This is a genomic window from Rhodococcus sp. IEGM 1409, assembly GCF_030056735.1.
Taxonomy (GTDB): domain Bacteria; phylum Actinomycetota; class Actinomycetes; order Mycobacteriales; family Mycobacteriaceae; genus Rhodococcus_F.
This window is the reverse complement of the sequence record NZ_JASHKN010000002.1, coordinates 211,884-227,615: the sequence shown is the minus strand read 5'-3', so window position 1 is coordinate 227,615 and position 15,732 is coordinate 211,884. Positions and strand designations below refer to the sequence as shown.

Sequence of the window (15,732 nt, the reverse complement as noted above, 5' to 3'; positions counted from 1 at the left end):
CCGACCCTGTCAAGTTTCCGAAACCGACCGAGTGCGCGAGAACGCAAGAAGAGGTACACACGTGGACAAGACCCTCTCGATGAAAGAAGCCGTCGGTCGATACGTAGGAGACGGCATGACCGTTGCGCTGGAGGGATTTTCGCATCTCATTCCCTTTGCCGCGGCACACGAAATCATCCGGCAGGGCAGGAAGGACCTCACGCTGTGCCGGATGACGCCGGACATCGTTTCCGATCAGCTCGTCGCCGCCGGCTGCGTCCGAAAGCTGGTTGCTTCGTTCTTCGCCAGCGGGTCCGCGGGTTCTCTGTACGAGTTACGCAGACGAATCGAGAACCAGGACCCGCTCCCCCTCGAGGTCGAGGAATACAGCCACTACGGCATGGTCTGCCGGTATCAGGCTGGAGCCGCCAGGCTTCCCTTCTTCCCGCTACGGTCGTACGCCGGGAGTGATCTGCCCGCGCTCAACCCACAACTCAGACTCGTCGACGACCCGTACGGCGGCGGGAGCGTCTACGTTGTGCCGCCACTGAATCCGGATGTGACGATCATCGGTGCACAGCGAGCGGATACGTCCGGGAACGCACAGATCTGGGGCATCGCCGGGGTACAGCAAGAAGCCGTGTACGCCGCGAAGAAGGCGATCGTCGTTGTCGAAGAACTGGTCGACGACGAGGTCATCAGGTCCGACCCGAGCCGAACTCTGATTCCCTCGCACGCAGTCGACGCGGTTGTCGTCTGCCCGCGCGGCGCGCACCCGTCGTACGCACAGGGATACTACGACCGCGATTGCGGCTTCTACCGACGCTGGACCGAAATTTCCAAAGATCCTTCACTGCTGAGAGATTGGCTCGACGACTGGGTGTACGGACTCGACAGTCACAGCGAGTATCTCGCCAAACTCGGAGCAGAATACTGGTCAGATCTCGAGGTCGGATCAAAACTCTCCACACCAGTCGACTACGGGAGCAGACTATGACCACCACGATCGACACCGGTACGACCACCTCTACCGAAACCATCGTCGCCGTCGCGGCACGTGAATTAGCGGGTAAGCGCCGAGTCTTTGCCGGAGTCGGGCTACCAACGCTCGCAGTCGATCTCGCGAGGCGAACGTCGAATCCGGATGTCGAGCTGATCTACGAGTCCGGGGTGTGCGGCGCGCACCCGTCAGCCATGGCCGAGGGTATCGCCGACTCCGTGGTTGTCTCCGGTGCCGAATCCGTGCTGAGCATGGCCGCGCTCTTCGGCTATGTCCTGCAAGGTGGCAACGTCGACGTCGGATTTCTCGGGGCCGCTCAAATCGATCGAACGGGCAGTCTGAACACGAGTTTCATCGGTGACTGGAAGAACCCGACGGTCAGACTGCCCGGAGCGGGCGGGGCTGTCGAGATCATCGCGAACGCCGCCGAAATCTTCGTCGTGATGCGTCGCCACGACCTCAGTTCCTTTCCGGCCGAGCTCGACTTCTGCACCTCACCAAGCCCTGCCCGCGCCCTCGCCAGCGGAAAGGGCATCATGCCGGCAGGTGCAGGAGTGACCAAGGTATTCACCAACCTCGGCGTCCTGACACACCAGGGCCCTGGCGGCGAACTGGAGTTGACCAGCGTCCACGAGGGAATATCTGTCGATCAGGTACGGGAGTCGACGGGATGGGACCTGGCCGTCGCCGACCATGTCACCGTCACCACCCCACCGTCGAGCACGGAGATCGATCTGCTCCGTAACACGATCGACAAGGTCAGGCTGTACCTGCGCTGACACTGTCCCGGAGCCTGCCGACGGCATCGACCAGCACGGCTTCGGGATACGTCGCGAAACACAGTCGAGCGCTTCGGCTGAGGTCCGCTTCGACTGCGAACGCCGAACCTGGGACAAAAGCGACGCCGTATTTCAGTGCGACCCCCAGGAGTTCGGTGGTGTCGACGTCGTCGAGAAAATCCATCCAGCAGAACATGCCGCCGCGGACCTCGGAAAAGCGTGCACGACCACCCAATTCCGTCTCGGCCGCCGTGACCATCGCCTTCGCTCTGGCTCCGTACCCTGCCCGGAGCCTGTCGAGATGCGCGTCGAACCACTCGCGGTCGGAGAAGAGGTCAGCGGCGATCTGCTGAGTGAGCGAAGAACCGCACAGATCGGCGCCTTGCTTGATCAGCTCGACGGCCTCGCAGACTTGCCGATCGCCGTGCAGCCAGCCCACGCGTAGCGCCGGCGCCAGCACCTTGGAGGCACTGGACAGCCGAATCACCCTGTCCGACAGAGCCGCCAGCGGTGCGGGCGGCGGGTCACCGAAGTAGAGTTCGCCGTACGGGTCGTCCTCGAGAACCCAGAATCCATATCGGTCGGCCAGCGCAGCCAGGTGCGCTCGGCGCTGTGCGGAGAGCACCGCGCCGCGTGGGTTGTGGAAATTGCTCACGGTGTGAACAACTTTGGGCCGAAGACCGGCATCGAGTTTCGCCTCGAGCGCGGCGGTGTCCATCCCGTGCTCGTCCAGCTGGACCGGAACGAGACGGGCCTGCGCCGTCCGAAAGACCTGCAGCGCACCGGTATACGCCGGCTCCTCCACGACCACAACGTCACCGACGTCGAGGAGCACCTGCGCGAGCAAGCTCAAACCTTGCTGAGAACCGTGTGTGATCACAACCTCGGACGCGTCGAGCGATCGCTCGATTTTCGTGGATTCGCGCTCGGCGATCACCTCACGGAGGCGCCGCAGGCCGGAGGTCTCACCGTACTGGACGGACGAGGGGTCACCGAGTGCGTCGTGTGCCGCCTTCGAGATGCGTTCCCGCGGAATGAAATCGGGGTCAGGTAGTCCGCCGGCCAAACTGATGACGTCGGGTTGGGCAGTCAGGGTGAGTAGATCACGAATTGCAGAACTACGGAGTCCGTCCATGCGAGCGGACAGCGCGGCGTGTGTCATGTGAAGCTCCCAGGCACGCAGAATGAAGGTCAGAGGAATAACACCCTGAGCCGTCCTGGGTCAACGGGGCGGGAGAGCGCCGAGATACCGACCCTTGATTCGGTCGGTATCTCGACTATCTCACCAACGCTTCAGTATGTGAAACCTAATTCCCACATTGTAAGAAGTTTCGTTCATCAGAGGCTCTTGACTGATCTCAGTCCAGGTCGTCGTGACGCATGAGCTGACGAGCAGCTTCGGTGATCGACCCGGTCAACGACGGGTACACCGAGAACGTCTGAGCCAGGTCGTTGACCGACAAGTTGTTCTGCACGGCGATCGCGATCGGCAGGATCAGTTCCGAAGCGGTGGGTGCGACCACAACACCGCCGATAACCACGCCGGTAGCCGGGCGGCAGAAGATTTTCACGAAGCCGCGACGCAAACCGGACATCTTGGCACGCGGGTTGGTATTGAGCGGCAACATGACGGTGCGAGCAGGCACCTCTCCGTTGTCGATCGCCGCCTGCGAAACACCCACCGTTGCAATTTCGGGGCGCGTGAAGACGGCCGACGCCACAGTCTTCAGCTTGATCGGGCTGACGCCTTCACCGAGCGCGTGGTACATCGCGATGCGTCCCTGCATCGCAGCCACCGAGGCGAGCGGAAGCAGCCCGGTGCAGTCACCTGCTGCGTAGATACCGGAAACCGTGGTGCGCGAAACCCGGTCGACACGCAGGTATCCACCCTTGTCCAACTCGATGCCGACCCGCTCCAGGCCGAGACCGTTGGTGTTGGGGACGGAACCGACGGTCATCAAAGCGTGGCTTCCTTCGACCGTGCGGCCGTCGGAGAGTTTGACGATGATGCCCTTCTCGGTGCGCTCGACGGCGTCCGCGCGGGCATGCTTGACGAGGGAGACACCGCGCTCGGCGAGGGCGTCCTCGAGTACGAGTGCGGCATCGGCATCCTCGCCGGGCAGAACACGGTCACGACTGGACACGAGAGTGACCTTGACGCCCATCTCGGTGTACGCGGAGACGAACTCGGCACCGGTGACACCGGAACCGACCACTACCAGGTGCTCGGGCAGCTCGTCCAAGTCGTAGAGCTGACGCCACGTCATGATTCGCTCACCGTCGGGCTCGGCTCCCGGGATGATGCGGGGGCTGGCGCCGGTGGCGATCAACACGACGTCTGCGTCGATGGTCTTCTGCTCGCCGCTTCCGAGCGTCGCGCGAACCTGGTGAGCCGCCATTCCGAGGAGCGGATCGGTCAGTTCGGCGGTACCGGAGAGAACCTCGACGCCAACCGTCTGCAACCGTGCGCGAATGTCCGATGACTGGGACAACGCGAGACTCTTGACTCGGGAGTGGATCTTCGGCAATGAAACCGAAGCCTGCTCCGGATCCAAGGTGATGCCGAGATCGGATGCACGACGCATGTCGGTGCGGATTCCGGTGGACGCGATGAATGTCTTCGACGGAACACAGTCGAACAGCACACACGCACCGCCGACGCCGTCCGAATCGACCAGGGTGACCGTGGCCCCGTGCTGCGCGGCTACCAGTGCCGCCTCGTAGCCGGCGGGTCCGCCACCGATGATCACGATCCGGGTCATGTGTCCTCCAAGTCCTCGCGTGGCCGGCAGGGGTCTCCCGTCGACCAGTGTCACGCTATTCGAGCACCACGTGTCGCGCAGTGCTTGTACCAGATTACTTGCGTCCGGTGGTCCGCTTCGCCACACCCTCGGACCACGGTTTAGGCTTGCGCCCGTGTCGATTTATGCCGCCTACGGTTCCAACATGCATCCCGAGCAGATGTTGTTGCGCTGCCCACACTCGCCCATGTCCGGGACAGGGTGGCTGCGAGGCTGGCGCCTGACCTTCAGCGGCGAGGACATCGGCTGGGAGGGCGCTCTCGCCACCGTGGTCGAAGATCCCGACTCCAGTGTTTTCGTGGTTCTCTACGACGTCCCGGAAGAGGACGAAGTAAGCCTGGACCGCTGGGAAGGCGCCGAACTGGGTCTGCACCGCAAGATCCGAGTGCGAGTCGACACGGCCGGCGACGCGGTTCTCGCGTGGCTCTACGTCATGGATGCGTACGAAGGCGGACTGCCGTCGGCCCGCTACATCGGCGTGATGGCCGACGCCGCCGAGATTGCCGGAGCGCCGGCCGAGTACGTGCGTGAACTGCGGACGAGAAACAGCCGCAATGTCGGTCCTGGTAACGGAGTTAACGATTAGGCACGGTAACGGAGTTACCGACTAGATAGCTGTCCTGCTCAAAGCAGCAGGAAATACGCGAGCACCGCGAGTGCAGCGAGCACCACCACAATCGCAATGCCGACGAGTACGCGCTTGGAACTGCGCGACTCCGATTCGCCTGCGAAAACTGCAGTTTCCGGGTCGGCTGTTGCCACCCCGGCTGCAGTTTCAGCCGCCACCTTCTCGCGTCCCAGGGTGTCGAACACCTCGGTCACGTCATGTGAAGGCGGCAACCCGATCGGCACGATCGTGTGCGACGTCGAGGTGAATCCGGCAGCGAGGATCGCGGCTCCCAGCGCGGCCGACTGCTCGGGTCCGGGGCCGAGTTCACATCTGACGCCGAGCTTTTCGGCAATCCCGGCAGCTATGGACATCATGGCCGCTTTGTCCGTCGCCGGTTCTCCGTCACCGGTGACGACTACGGCGTCCAGGTTCTCCGGCATCCAACCGAACGCGCCCAGTGCCGTCGCGAGGCGTGAACTCGGCGAACTCCCGTCGCCGGCAAAGCCGAATGCGCGGCCCGCGGCGACACCCGAACGCACCAGTGTGACCGCGGCCCCGGTGTCGTCCACGTGATAGATGCCGATGAGCGTGCCGGCGAGTGCCGCGATTTCCGACTCGAACCACGCCGACACCGCCTCGGCGTCCGAGACGAGTGTGACTCGTTCGAGGCCCGCGTAGACCAGAGAATCCTGCATGAGGGCAGCAGTGGACGAGTCCCAGCGCGACGGGTACGTGGCGACGATGTCGGGGGCTCCCCCGCTTCGACCACCGCGATCGGGCAGCGGCTCGCATTCCTGCAACAGACAGCGAATCGAGGTCGCCACCAAATCCTCGGCGCGGTAACGAGTATCGGCCGTTCCTGCGACGCCGCTCGGGTCCCCGACGCGACCGACAAAGCCCGACCAACTCTCGGCGAACTCACGACCGGCACCCAGTTGCTCGGTGCCACCGAGCACCGTCGTTCCGTCCTTGCGTTGATTGAGGATCGTGTCCCGAACCAACACCACCGGATCGGCCGAACCCGGATCGTTCGACGCAACGACAGCCGTCGACACCAATGTGCCGATTCGCACTCCCACACCTATGGACATGCCCGTACCTTCACTCGAACGACACGAAAAACGGTACCCCCGACGGGAACCGGAACTATCCCAGAACCAGGCTCGTGAGAACCTTTACACCGACGCCGAGTGCACGCTCGTCGAGATCGAAAGTGGGTTGGTGGATGTCGAGCTGATCGCCTTCACCCGACCACACTCCGAGCCGCGCCATGGCACCCGGCACGGTTTCGAGGTACCACGAAAAGTCTTCGCCACCACCGGATTGCGGGGTGTCTGCCAAAGCATCTTGTCCGACGGTCGCGATGGCGTCCTCGAACATCCGAGTGGACACCTCGTCGTTGACGACCGGTGGCACTCCGCGACGATAATTGAGTTGGTAGCGAACGCCGGTGGGTGCGAGCAGTCCGTGGACGATTTCTTCCACGAGCGGTTCGAGCAACTCCCACGTGTCGTGATCGCCGGTACGTACCGTGCCCGTCATCATGCCGGTTTGCGGAATCGCGTTGGGCGCCTGACCTGCACTGACCGCGCCCCACACCATGACGGTGCCGGTACGCGGATCGATACGACGGCTGAGCATTCCCGGCAGCCCGGTCACTACGGTGCCGAGTGCGTAGATGAGATCCGTGGTCAGGTGCGGCCTCGACGTGTGCCCACCCGGAGAATCGAGGACGACCTCGATGGTGTCTGCAGCAGAGGTGATCGCGCCCGGACGCATTCCCACCTGGCCTGCCTCGAGTCGCGGATCGCAGTGCAGAGCAAAGATTCTGGACACACCGTCGAGCGCGCCGGCCGCGATGACGTCGAGTGCTCCGCCAGGCATGACTTCCTCGGCAGGCTGGAAGATCAGCCGAACCCCGACGGGAAGTTCGGGCAGTGTGGCCAGAGCCAATCCGGCGCCCAGCAGGATGGTGGTGTGGGCGTCGTGCCCGCATGCATGAGACACACCAGGGACCGTGGACGAATACGTCGCCCTTGTCGCCTCCTGCATTGGCAAAGCGTCCATGTCGGCGCGAAGCGCGATTCGTGGACCCTCCGGTCCGATGTCGCACGTGAGGCCGGTGCCACCGGGAAGGATCTTCGGCGACAACCCAGCGGCAGTGAGGCGGGTCGCGACGAATTCGGTGGTCGCGTATTCGCGGCGAGCCAACTCCGGGTTGGCATGGATGTGTCGACGCCACGCGACGAGGTCGTCGGTGTGCGCGTGAATCCACGTATCGATTGCCGCGTTCACCGGCGATCTACCCCTTCCAACAGACGGGCGCGTTGTTCTGGATCGGACGCTACCCGGACAGCAGTGCGGGCCAACGCAATTGCACCGTCGACTACCGCTCGATCTGCGGAGGTGGTGATACACGCCGCCGCAAACTCCGGCTGATGTGTCACTGCCCCCGATGAATCCAAGCCTATGACCGGGTGAATTCCCGGAATCACATTGGTCACATTACCCATATCCGTACTACCCAGCGGACGGGAGCGCTCCCATTCCACTGCCAGTGGCACCCGCCCGAGATCGACGATCTGTTCACGGTACGCCGCCGCCAGCCACGGATCGGGGGTCAACTCGGTGTAAGTGGGCGATACCGTGCGGATTTCGTGGGTGCATCCGGTGCCGAGTGCGCCCGACGCGAAGCAGGCGCCGGCGCGCTCGGACAGATTGGCCAACGACGCGGCCGTCTCGGCACGCAGGTAGTAGAGCAGTTCGGACCGAGCCGGCACGATGTTGGGAGCCGTGCCGCCGTCACTGACGATTCCGTGAATCTGCTGGCCTGGCTGCAGGTGCTGACGCAACAGTCCGACCGCCACCTGCGCGAGCGTCGCTGCATCGGCGGCATTTCGACCGAATTCCGGCGCAGCAGACGCGTGCGCCTCGCGACCGTGATAGCTCACGGCGATGTCCGCCAAGGCCAGCGAGGTGGCACCGATGATGTCGATCGGTCCTGGATGAACCATCATGGCCGCGCCGACGCCGTCGAATGCACCACGCTCGAGCATCAAAACTTTGCCGCCACCGGTTTCCTCCGCCGGAGTACCGATCACTCGGACGGTGATCCCCAGTTCATCGGCTACGGTAGCCAACGCGATGCCGGCTCCGACCGCGGCTGCGGCAATGATGTTGTGCCCACAGGCATGACCGATCTCGGGCAGCGCGTCGTACTCGGCGCAGATCGCGATGACCAACTCTCCGCTGCCGTAGGTGGCATCGAAAGCCGTCGGCAGATCGACGATCCCGCGAGTGACCGCGAAACCGTGCTGCGCCAGCAGGTCCGACACTTTGGCAGCGCTGCGGAACTCTTCGAAGGCGAGTTCCGGGTCGCTGTGAATCGAATGCGACAGCGCAATCAGATCGGCCTCTACAGACCTGACTGCGCTGTCGACATTCTGATTCACGCGATCATTGTCTCACCCGAAGGAGAAGTTGCTCTTGTCAGTCACCTGAGCGAGGTCCGCAAGTGCATCGCGGTGGATGCCTGCCTTGATTCCCGCCAAGTTCTTGCCGTGAGTCGACGTCAGTGCCGACGCCTTGGCCACTGCTGCCGCGAGCACTCCGTCGCCGTCGACCGTTTCCTGCACGATGCCGGCAGCAAGCGCGTCGGCGCCGCCGAATCGACGCCCCGTCGTCATCGCGTCGACCGCCGTCTGCTTGGGCAGACGACTGTTCAGCAATGCAGACATCCCGACTGTGAACGGCATGTTCAGTCCGACCTCGGGAAGGCAGTAGAAGCCGCGGTCCGCGCGCATGATCTGGAAATCGTGCGAGGACGCGAGCATGGCGCCGGCGCCGAATGCGTGCCCCTGCACGGCCGCGACCGTGGCCATCGGGAAGGTCAGCAGCCGGCTGTAGATGGTGTGGACCTTGTCCAGGTAGCCGGGAAGACCGTCGAGATTGCCGAAGATCCACGTCGTGTCCAGGCCGTTCGTGTAGAACTTGCCCGTCGCCGTGGTCACCAGGGCTGCCGGCCCCTCGCGCGCTTCGACTTCGTCCAGCTTGCTGTGAACAGCGTCGATCCACTCGGGGCCGAAGCGGTTCTCGTTGTCCGTTTCGCCCTCGTTGCCGAGGTACAGGATGAATACGTCGCCGTCGCGTTCGAGATAAGGCATGGATGGGAGAGTAACGCCCGCCAACTCACCCGGCGAACCGACCCGACTCCTCAGTAGGGTTGCTCACATGGGAACGATCGCCGAGGCCGCCGCCGCTGCTCTGTCCGCCATGACGGGTTCTTCGTCACCGTCAGTCGCCATCGTGCTCGGGTCGGGGTGGACCGACGCCGCAGACGTGTTCGGCGACGCCGGTGCGGACGTGACGGCTGAAGTCTCGATGGCCGATCTGCCTGGCTTCGCCCCACCGTCGGCGCTCGGGCACGCGGGCACCATTCGTTCGGTGCGCGTCGGGAACTCCGAAGTCCTGCTGCTGCTCGGGCGCGCGCATGCGTACGAGGGCCACGATCTCGCCACCGTCGTCCACCCGGTCCGGACGGCCGTCGCCGCGGGCGCCGACACGGTCATCCTCACCAACGCGGCCGGCGGTATTGCTGAAAACTACGCCGTCGGCCAACCGGTGCTGATCAGTGACCACCTGAACCTGACGGCCCGGTCCCCGCTCGTCGGCGCGGAGTTCGTCGACCTGGTCGACGCCTACTCGCCGGAACTGCGCGCGCTGGCTCGCTCGATCGACCCGGGCCTTGCCGAGGGTGTTTACGCCGGGCTTCCCGGTCCGCACTACGAGACTCCGGCCGAGATTCGAATGCTTCGTACACTGGGGGCCGATCTGGTCGGCATGTCGACGGTTCACGAGACCATTGCAGCCCGCGCGCTCGGCGCCCGCGTTCTCGGCATCTCGATGGTCACCAACCTGGCCGCCGGAATCACGGGTGCCCCGCTCGACCATCAGGAGGTGCTGGCGGCAGGCCAAGCGTCGGCAGCCCGGATGGGAGTGCTGTTGCGTCAACTGGTCGAGCAACTGTGACACCTACCCACGTCACCGAGTGGATCGACGCCGATCCGGACCCAGTCACCCGCGCAGAACTGACAGCCCTTTCGGAACATGAACTGGCCGAACGCTTTTCCTCACCACTGGCGTTCGGCACCGCTGGGCTTCGAGGGCCGGTGCGCGGCGGCCCCAACGGCATGAACCTCGCGGTCGTCATCCGGACCACGGCCGGACTGGCGGCCTGGCTGACAGCTCGCTGCCAGGGCGGCTCCCGCGTTGTCGTCGGCCGCGACGCTCGGCGCGGTTCCGAGGAATTTGCTCTCGCCGCCGCTGAAGTCATGGCGGCAGCCGGGTTCGAGGTGACCCTGCTCCCCCGTCCATTGCCGACACCGCTGGTGGCGTTTGCGGTGCGCAGGCTCGGGGCAGCGGCGGGTATCCAGATCACCGCCTCCCACAATCCTGCTGCCGACAACGGCTACAAGGTGTACCTCTCAGGTGGGGCGCAACTCGTCTCCCCCGCCGATCGTGAAATCGAGAGCGAGATCGCCCGCATCGGTGGCGCCGCCGACGTCCCTCGAATGCCGGTGTTTCCCGTCGACGATTCCCTGGTCGAGGAGTACATCGCGCGCATCGCGACCCTCCCGCACGGCGACGCCCGCTCGATCCGGATTGCGCTCACGGCAATGCACGGCGTCGGCGGCGAGACCGCGATATCAGCTCTGCGAGCAGCGGGATTCGAGGATCTGCACGTCGTGGCGGAGCAGTTCGATCCTGACCCCACGTTTCCGACCGTCGAGTTCCCCAATCCCGAAGAGCTCGGCGCCGCAGACCGCCTGCTCGCACTCGCCCGACGTGTCGACGCGGATCTGGCGATCGCACTCGACCCGGATGCCGACCGCTGCGCCGTCGGAGTTCGCGACGGTGATCAGTGGCGCATGTTGCGCGGCGACGAAACCGGGATCCTCCTGGCCGACCACGTGCTGAGCACGGCGCCCGAAGATTCGTTGGTGGCGACGACGATCGTCTCCTCGACTTTGCTCTCGAAGTTGGCGACAGCCCGCGGAGCGCGGTTTGCGCAGACACTCACCGGGTTCAAGTGGCTCACGCGCGCCGGCGACGGTCTCGTCTATGCCTACGAGGAGGCGATCGGGCACTGCGTCGATCCGGATGTGGTGCGAGACAAGGACGGCATCTCGGCTGCCGTACTGGTGGCCGATCTGGCTGCCACCCTCGCGGGCAGCAACAGAACCCTCTTGGATGTTCTCGACGACTATGCCGTCGAATTCGGACTGCATTGCGGGGACCAAGTATCCCGCCGCGTCGAGGATTCGAGCGACATCACCGAAATGATGGAACGGTTACGCGCCGATCCGCCCGGTCAACTCGCGGGTGAGTCCGTCACCATCGAAGACTTGTCCCTGGTTCGCGGCGGTATGCGCACCGACGCAGTGATATTCGACGGACCGTCGATCCGCGTGGTTGTGCGACCGTCCGGCACCGAGCCCAAGCTCAAGTGCTATCTCGAAGTCGTGGTCCCGGTGGCGAACCGCGACGACCTCACGATCGCGCGCGAGCAGGCGAAGGCTCGGCTGGCCGAACTCCGAACCTTCGCCCTCTCGCTCTAGCGGGGTCCGAACTGCCGATCGCCGGCGTCACCGAGACCGGGGACGATGAAAGCGTTCTCGTCGAGTCCGTCGTCGATGCTCGCGATGACCAGACGCACCGGGTGTCCGGAGGCTGCCAGCGCGTCGACGCCGGCCGGAGCAGCCACGACGCACACTGCCGTGACATCGGTCGCGCCACGCGCAACCAGCAAGTCGATGGTGTGCACCATCGAACCACCGGTCGCGAGCATCGGATCGAGCACGAATACCGGGATACCGGACAGATCCGCGGGCAGGGATTCGAGGTACGGAACCGGCTGATGTGTCTCTTCGTCACGAGCCATTCCGACAAAGCCAACGCCGGCCGACGGAATCAGTGCACTGGCTTGTTCGACCATGCCCAGGCCGGCGCGCAGCACCGGTACCAACAACGGCGGCTTCGCAAGCCGAATGCCTGTCGTCGCTGCTACCGGGGTGTCGACCGGGAACTCCTCGACCTCCGCGTCACGCATGGCCTCGTAGACCAGCATGTGCGTGAGCCTGCGAAGTGCTGAACGAAACGTCGCGTTCTCACTGCGTGCATCACGCATTGTGGTCAAGAGGGCCGCCGCGAGCGGATGGTCGACTACGTGCGTTTGCATGACAATCAGAATAGTTCCTCTGGAACCGAAGCACCCCGCGCGGCGTCCAAGAAGGAGTAAGCGCAACGGGGGGAAGACAAGTTGACAAATCTGGATCTACACACCGAAGGCATCGCGGAGTTCGCCGCGCGGTTGGGCACTGTTGCCGACAACGTCGCGCAAGCGCGACAGGACGCGGCCGGCGGCGATCACACGGCTCTGTCCTCGGTGCTGGGGCTGATCGGTGGAGACTTCGTTGGCGTCGCGGGCCGAGCACAACAAGCGCATGTCGACGACATCGATCGACTGTCCGCCGTGATCGTGGGCGTCCAGTCCGCCACGCTTGACGCCCACGCCACCTATCTCGACTCCGAGGAATCCGTACGAACGGCTCTCGCTGAAGCTGCACGCTCATGATCGACGTCGACGCTCTCGCTCGACCGATCATCGATCTGGTCGACACTGTCGGGACCGGTGTCGCCGGCCCGGGCGGACCCGACGTCGGAATCCGAATCGCTTCGGACGCCCTCGAGATCGCCTACCAATTGGGAAGAGCCGCACTGAGCGAACTGGCGCCCTCACAAAGTTCGGATGCCCTCACCGCCGCGGTGACCAAAACCGAGCAGGCGCAGACGTCGACGCAAAACCTCGCCGATCGCGGGAGCAACATCGCCGGCGTCGTGGACGAAGCCACAACGTCCGTGTCCGCGGGAATGACCGAACTCAGTGAGATTCTTCAGTCCTTTCTGACCCTCGCGATCAAGGCCGGGCCGACGCTCGCGACGCCGACGGGGCAATTGATGTTGCTGTCGGCCGCGTTGGAGCACCTCGCACGGGCGGTGTCGGTAGTCGAGCGGGTACGCGGCGAACTGGCCGGATCGACCGACAAGATGTCCGCGCTGATCCCACCCGTACCGATACCGGAGTCCGCTCCAGGAGTCTCCGGTTCGCCGGGCGCCTCCGGTTCCGCAGGTGGTTCCGGTTCCGCAGGTGGTTCCGGTTCCGCAGGTGGAGTAGAGGTCGAACTTCCCGACGGCTCGATAGCCACCGCACCGAACGCCGAGGCCGCTGCCGCCGTACGCAACGCGCTCACTCAACAGGGCGTCCCATACGCGTGGGGAGGCACGACACCTGGAGTCGGGCTGGACTGCAGCGGGTTGACGCAATGGGCGTACGGCCAGGCCGGAGTCGATATTCCGAGGTTGGCCCAGGAACAAGGAATCGGGAACCAGGTCGATCAGAACAATCTGATGCCGGGCGACCTCGCGGTCTGGGACGGACACGTCGCCATGGTGATCGGCAACGGCCAGATGGTCGAAGCCGGGGACCCAGTCGAAGTCAGTTCCATTCGAACCACGAACAGCGGCATGGGCTTTCACGGCTTCTACCGTCCGACAGAATGACAGGAATCATGTCCGAGACCATGCGGGAATCACCGTCGATCATCACAGCCGTTGCCGTCAACCGCGCCGGAACCATCGCGGTCCGCGCCACGGAGCACGCCGTTCCCGTGGACCTGCGGATCAGCCAGGGTGAACTGCGGTACGGCGGCGCACGGTTGGCGCAGCAGATACTCGCGCTGTCCTCGAAGGCGGCAATCGAAGCCGGTGTCCGCCATCGTGTGGAGCTCGAGGAGACCGGCGTCCCGGCGGCGATCCTCGATCGACTCGGTCTCGCGACCCGAGACGAACTGGCTGATGTCGACGCCACAGAGGACCAGAGCCTGCCGTCGAGCTGGATGCGTTCGATATGAACGAGATGGATCGAATCATGGAGTTGGCGAAACACCGGACCGGGCTGTTGCAGGACGCCGTCGACGGGGTCAACGCTCTGCGGGCAGTCGTCTCGGGCGACGGTGGGATAGTCACAGCGACTGTCGACGGGCTGGGCGCTCTGGTCGACTTGCGGATCACCGATGCGATCACCGCCATGGATTCGCGCACGGTCGCCGCACTGACGGTGGCAACCATTCACCAGGCAGTTCGGCAATCCAATGATGAACGAGAGCGACTGGTGGGTGAGCTCCGTGTGTCGCTGAAACAAACGTGACCAACCCCCGCTATGCCTTTCGCTCTGCGGTGGATAGGCTTCCGCCCATGGCTGGAGACATCGTCCCTATCGAAATCGGACTCACCGACGGAGACCTCGTCACTTTGTGGGCACCCCGCTGGCGCGAGGGCGACGACGAGTGGGAAGCGTTCCTCGGCCATGAGGAAGACCTCTACGGGTTCTCCTCCGTCGCGGAACTCGCGGCCTTCATCCGCACCGACTCGGACAACGACCTGGTCGAGCATCCGGCGTGGGCCGTCGTCTCCGGACTGTCGGCAGCCGAACTCGAGCCGGAAGAGAACTTCACCTTCGACTTCGTCGGCGTGCCCGAACTGGCTGCAGGTGACCCTGAGGCACTGGTGGTCTCGGAACTCGAAGACACCCTGAACATGGCTCGCAACATCGGTGAGGTGTGCGAACTCGACGCGGTCATCCGCTTCTTCAGCGGCCATCCGGTACTCGGCGCGCTGGCCACCGGCGCCGGCACCTTCGAAGGTCGCGAAGGACTGGAGCTGTGGGATCAGGTCGGCGCTGCAATCGTCAAGGACTGGGACGCCGTCCTCGACGCCATCGACAAGGTGGTCACCTCCCCGAAGGTCGACGCTGCCGCCGTCGCGGTCGCCGAAGCTGAACTGCTCGCCGCTGCCGAGAACACCGTCGACGCCGACGATGTCGCCGAGGAGGGCGAGGACGAGGAATTCGACGAGGACGACCTCGACGAGGAGGAAGACGAAGTCGAGACCTTCTGGGGCGAGGTCGGTGTCGACCCGATCCGCATCATCACCTCGGCCGAGACGTTCTACACTCTGCGCTGCTACATGGGAGATCAGGCGATCTTCCTCGGCAAGGACGGACTCATCACCGTCTTCCGTAGCGAGCGCGCGCTCGCTCGCTATCTCGCCGACAACCACGAACACGATCTCTCGCAGGTCAGCACGTACGGCGAAATTCAGAATGCTGCCGTCGACGGTTCACTCGAAATCGAAGTCACGGACGAGAACGTCTACGTTCTGCCCGGCATCGCCGACGACCTCGCGCAGGGCCCGGACGTCGTCGACGCCGAGCAACTGGAACTGGCCGTCGAATTGTTCACCGATGCAGCGGATTTCGCCGCCGACGACTCCACCGAGGAAGTTCTGTCCGCATCGAACGAGCTGGGTTGGTACGTCTCGTACCTCCTCAACCCCGATCCGTCGCGGATGGCTCCGAGCGCACCGTTCACCAAGGAATCCGAGACCTGGCGCGAACTCGAGCGTGAGTTCGAGACCCGGCTGCGACCCGAGTAGACGGGTGAACGG

Annotated in this window: 17 protein-coding genes; 10 read left to right on the top strand and 7 right to left on the bottom strand. The window is 64.3% G+C overall.

The features are described from left to right. Nucleotides 1-61: 61 nt before the first annotated feature. Both QM716_RS07020 and QM716_RS07015 read left to right on the top strand, forming a co-directional pair. A complete protein-coding gene (locus QM716_RS07020; RefSeq protein ID WP_283303466.1) occupies nucleotides 62-976 on the top strand; it encodes a CoA transferase subunit A in 915 nt (304 codons plus the stop codon). Beyond that, complete coding sequence (locus QM716_RS07015) at nucleotides 973-1,758, top strand: CoA-transferase subunit beta (protein WP_283303464.1); 786 nt, start codon at nucleotides 973-975, stop codon at nucleotides 1,756-1,758. The genes QM716_RS07020 and QM716_RS07015 overlap by 4 nt, the downstream gene beginning before the upstream one ends. Here QM716_RS07015 and QM716_RS07010 read toward each other — a convergent pair. Both QM716_RS07010 and QM716_RS07005 read right to left on the bottom strand, forming a co-directional pair. After that, nucleotides 1,739-2,920, bottom strand: a complete 1,182-nt coding sequence (locus tag QM716_RS07010) for an aminotransferase-like domain-containing protein (protein WP_283303462.1) — start codon at nucleotides 2,918-2,920, stop codon at nucleotides 1,739-1,741. The genes QM716_RS07015 and QM716_RS07010 overlap by 20 nt on opposite strands. Before the next feature lie 196 nt (nucleotides 2,921-3,116). After that, nucleotides 3,117-4,520, bottom strand: coding sequence for an NAD(P)H-quinone dehydrogenase (locus QM716_RS07005; RefSeq protein ID WP_283303460.1), 1,404 nt, complete (start codon nucleotides 4,518-4,520; stop codon nucleotides 3,117-3,119). A 154-nt stretch (nucleotides 4,521-4,674) separates the two neighbouring features. Here QM716_RS07005 and QM716_RS07000 point away from each other — a divergent pair, with 154 nt between their 5' ends. Then, nucleotides 4,675-5,145, top strand: a complete 471-nt coding sequence (locus tag QM716_RS07000; protein WP_283303458.1) for a gamma-glutamylcyclotransferase family protein — start codon at nucleotides 4,675-4,677, stop codon at nucleotides 5,143-5,145. Nucleotides 5,146-5,183: 38 nt separating this feature from the next. Here QM716_RS07000 and QM716_RS06995 read toward each other — a convergent pair whose 3' ends face one another. Genes QM716_RS06995 through QM716_RS06980 form a run of 4 tightly spaced genes read right to left on the bottom strand, consistent with a single transcriptional unit; the run spans nucleotide 5,184 to nucleotide 9,332 of the window. Then, nucleotides 5,184-6,260: a hypothetical protein gene (locus QM716_RS06995; protein ID WP_283303456.1), complete on the bottom strand. Its 1,077-nt coding sequence runs from the start codon at nucleotides 6,258-6,260 to the stop codon at nucleotides 5,184-5,186. A 55-nt stretch (nucleotides 6,261-6,315) separates the two neighbouring features. Beyond that, a complete protein-coding gene (locus tag QM716_RS06990) occupies nucleotides 6,316-7,464 on the bottom strand; it encodes a M20 family metallopeptidase (protein ID WP_283303454.1) in 1,149 nt (382 codons plus the stop codon). Beyond that, nucleotides 7,461-8,621, bottom strand: coding sequence for a M20 family metallopeptidase (locus QM716_RS06985; RefSeq protein WP_283303452.1), 1,161 nt, complete (start codon nucleotides 8,619-8,621; stop codon nucleotides 7,461-7,463). The genes QM716_RS06990 and QM716_RS06985 overlap by 4 nt, the downstream gene beginning before the upstream one ends. Nucleotides 8,622-8,633: 12 nt before the next feature. Next, nucleotides 8,634-9,332 (bottom strand): enoyl-CoA hydratase-related protein, encoded by a 699-nt coding sequence (locus tag QM716_RS06980; protein WP_192712553.1) that lies wholly within the window; start codon nucleotides 9,330-9,332, stop codon nucleotides 8,634-8,636. Between the two features lie 67 nt (nucleotides 9,333-9,399). Between QM716_RS06980 and QM716_RS06975 the strand changes: the two genes are divergently transcribed. Next, nucleotides 9,400-10,197: a purine-nucleoside phosphorylase gene (locus tag QM716_RS06975; RefSeq protein WP_283303450.1), complete on the top strand. Its 798-nt coding sequence runs from the start codon at nucleotides 9,400-9,402 to the stop codon at nucleotides 10,195-10,197. Then, nucleotides 10,194-11,786, top strand: coding sequence for a phospho-sugar mutase (locus QM716_RS06970; protein ID WP_283303448.1), 1,593 nt, complete (start codon nucleotides 10,194-10,196; stop codon nucleotides 11,784-11,786). The genes QM716_RS06975 and QM716_RS06970 overlap by 4 nt, the downstream gene beginning before the upstream one ends. On the opposite strand, the gene upp is transcribed toward QM716_RS06970, so the two are convergent. Further along, nucleotides 11,783-12,406, bottom strand: coding sequence for a uracil phosphoribosyltransferase (gene upp / locus QM716_RS06965; RefSeq protein ID WP_007727319.1), 624 nt, complete (start codon nucleotides 12,404-12,406; stop codon nucleotides 11,783-11,785). The genes QM716_RS06970 and upp overlap by 4 nt on opposite strands. A gap of 81 nt (nucleotides 12,407-12,487) precedes the next feature. On the opposite strand from upp, the gene QM716_RS06960 reads away from it, so the two are divergent. From QM716_RS06960 to QM716_RS06940, 5 genes are read left to right on the top strand one after another with little or no spacing between them, the layout of a single operon-like run. After that, nucleotides 12,488-12,802 (top strand): type VII secretion target, encoded by a 315-nt coding sequence (locus QM716_RS06960; protein ID WP_283303446.1) that lies wholly within the window; start codon nucleotides 12,488-12,490, stop codon nucleotides 12,800-12,802. Next, entirely contained in the window at nucleotides 12,799-13,788 is a 990-nt protein-coding gene (locus QM716_RS06955) for a C40 family peptidase (protein ID WP_283303444.1), read from the top strand. The genes QM716_RS06960 and QM716_RS06955 overlap by 4 nt, the downstream gene beginning before the upstream one ends. Then, nucleotides 13,785-14,138, top strand: a complete 354-nt coding sequence (locus tag QM716_RS06950; RefSeq protein ID WP_502941971.1) for a hypothetical protein — start codon at nucleotides 13,785-13,787, stop codon at nucleotides 14,136-14,138. Before QM716_RS06955 ends, QM716_RS06950 begins: the two co-directional genes overlap by 4 nt. After that, nucleotides 14,135-14,434 (top strand): YbaB/EbfC family nucleoid-associated protein, encoded by a 300-nt coding sequence (locus QM716_RS06945; protein WP_283303442.1) that lies wholly within the window; start codon nucleotides 14,135-14,137, stop codon nucleotides 14,432-14,434. The genes QM716_RS06950 and QM716_RS06945 overlap by 4 nt, the downstream gene beginning before the upstream one ends. Nucleotides 14,435-14,481: 47 nt before the next feature. After that, nucleotides 14,482-15,720, top strand: a complete 1,239-nt coding sequence (locus tag QM716_RS06940; protein WP_283303440.1) for a SatS C-terminal domain-containing protein — start codon at nucleotides 14,482-14,484, stop codon at nucleotides 15,718-15,720. Nucleotides 15,721-15,732: the final 12 nt, after the last annotated feature.

Excerpts from the sequence above, each read along its gene's own strand:
- QM716_RS06995 (WP_283303456.1), bottom strand. The coding sequence starts at position 6,260 with ATGTCCATAGGTGTGGGAGTGCGAATCGGCACATTGGTGTCGACGGCT.
- QM716_RS06940 (WP_283303440.1), top strand. The coding sequence starts at position 14,482 with ATGGCTGGAGACATCGTCCCTATCGAAATCGGACTCACCGACGGAGAC.
- QM716_RS06980 (WP_192712553.1), bottom strand. The coding sequence starts at position 9,332 with ATGCCTTATCTCGAACGCGACGGCGACGTATTCATCCTGTACCTCGGC.
- QM716_RS06950 (WP_502941971.1), top strand. The coding sequence starts at position 13,785 with ATGACAGGAATCATGTCCGAGACCATGCGGGAATCACCGTCGATCATC.
- upp (WP_007727319.1), bottom strand. The coding sequence starts at position 12,406 with ATGCAAACGCACGTAGTCGACCATCCGCTCGCGGCGGCCCTCTTGACC.
- QM716_RS06945 (WP_283303442.1), top strand. The coding sequence starts at position 14,135 with ATGAACGAGATGGATCGAATCATGGAGTTGGCGAAACACCGGACCGGG.
- QM716_RS07015 (WP_283303464.1), top strand. The coding sequence starts at position 973 with ATGACCACCACGATCGACACCGGTACGACCACCTCTACCGAAACCATC.
- QM716_RS06975 (WP_283303450.1), top strand. The coding sequence starts at position 9,400 with ATGGGAACGATCGCCGAGGCCGCCGCCGCTGCTCTGTCCGCCATGACG.
- QM716_RS06955 (WP_283303444.1), top strand. The coding sequence starts at position 12,799 with ATGATCGACGTCGACGCTCTCGCTCGACCGATCATCGATCTGGTCGAC.
- QM716_RS07010 (WP_283303462.1), bottom strand. The coding sequence starts at position 2,920 with ATGACACACGCCGCGCTGTCCGCTCGCATGGACGGACTCCGTAGTTCT.
- QM716_RS07005 (WP_283303460.1), bottom strand. The coding sequence starts at position 4,520 with ATGACCCGGATCGTGATCATCGGTGGCGGACCCGCCGGCTACGAGGCG.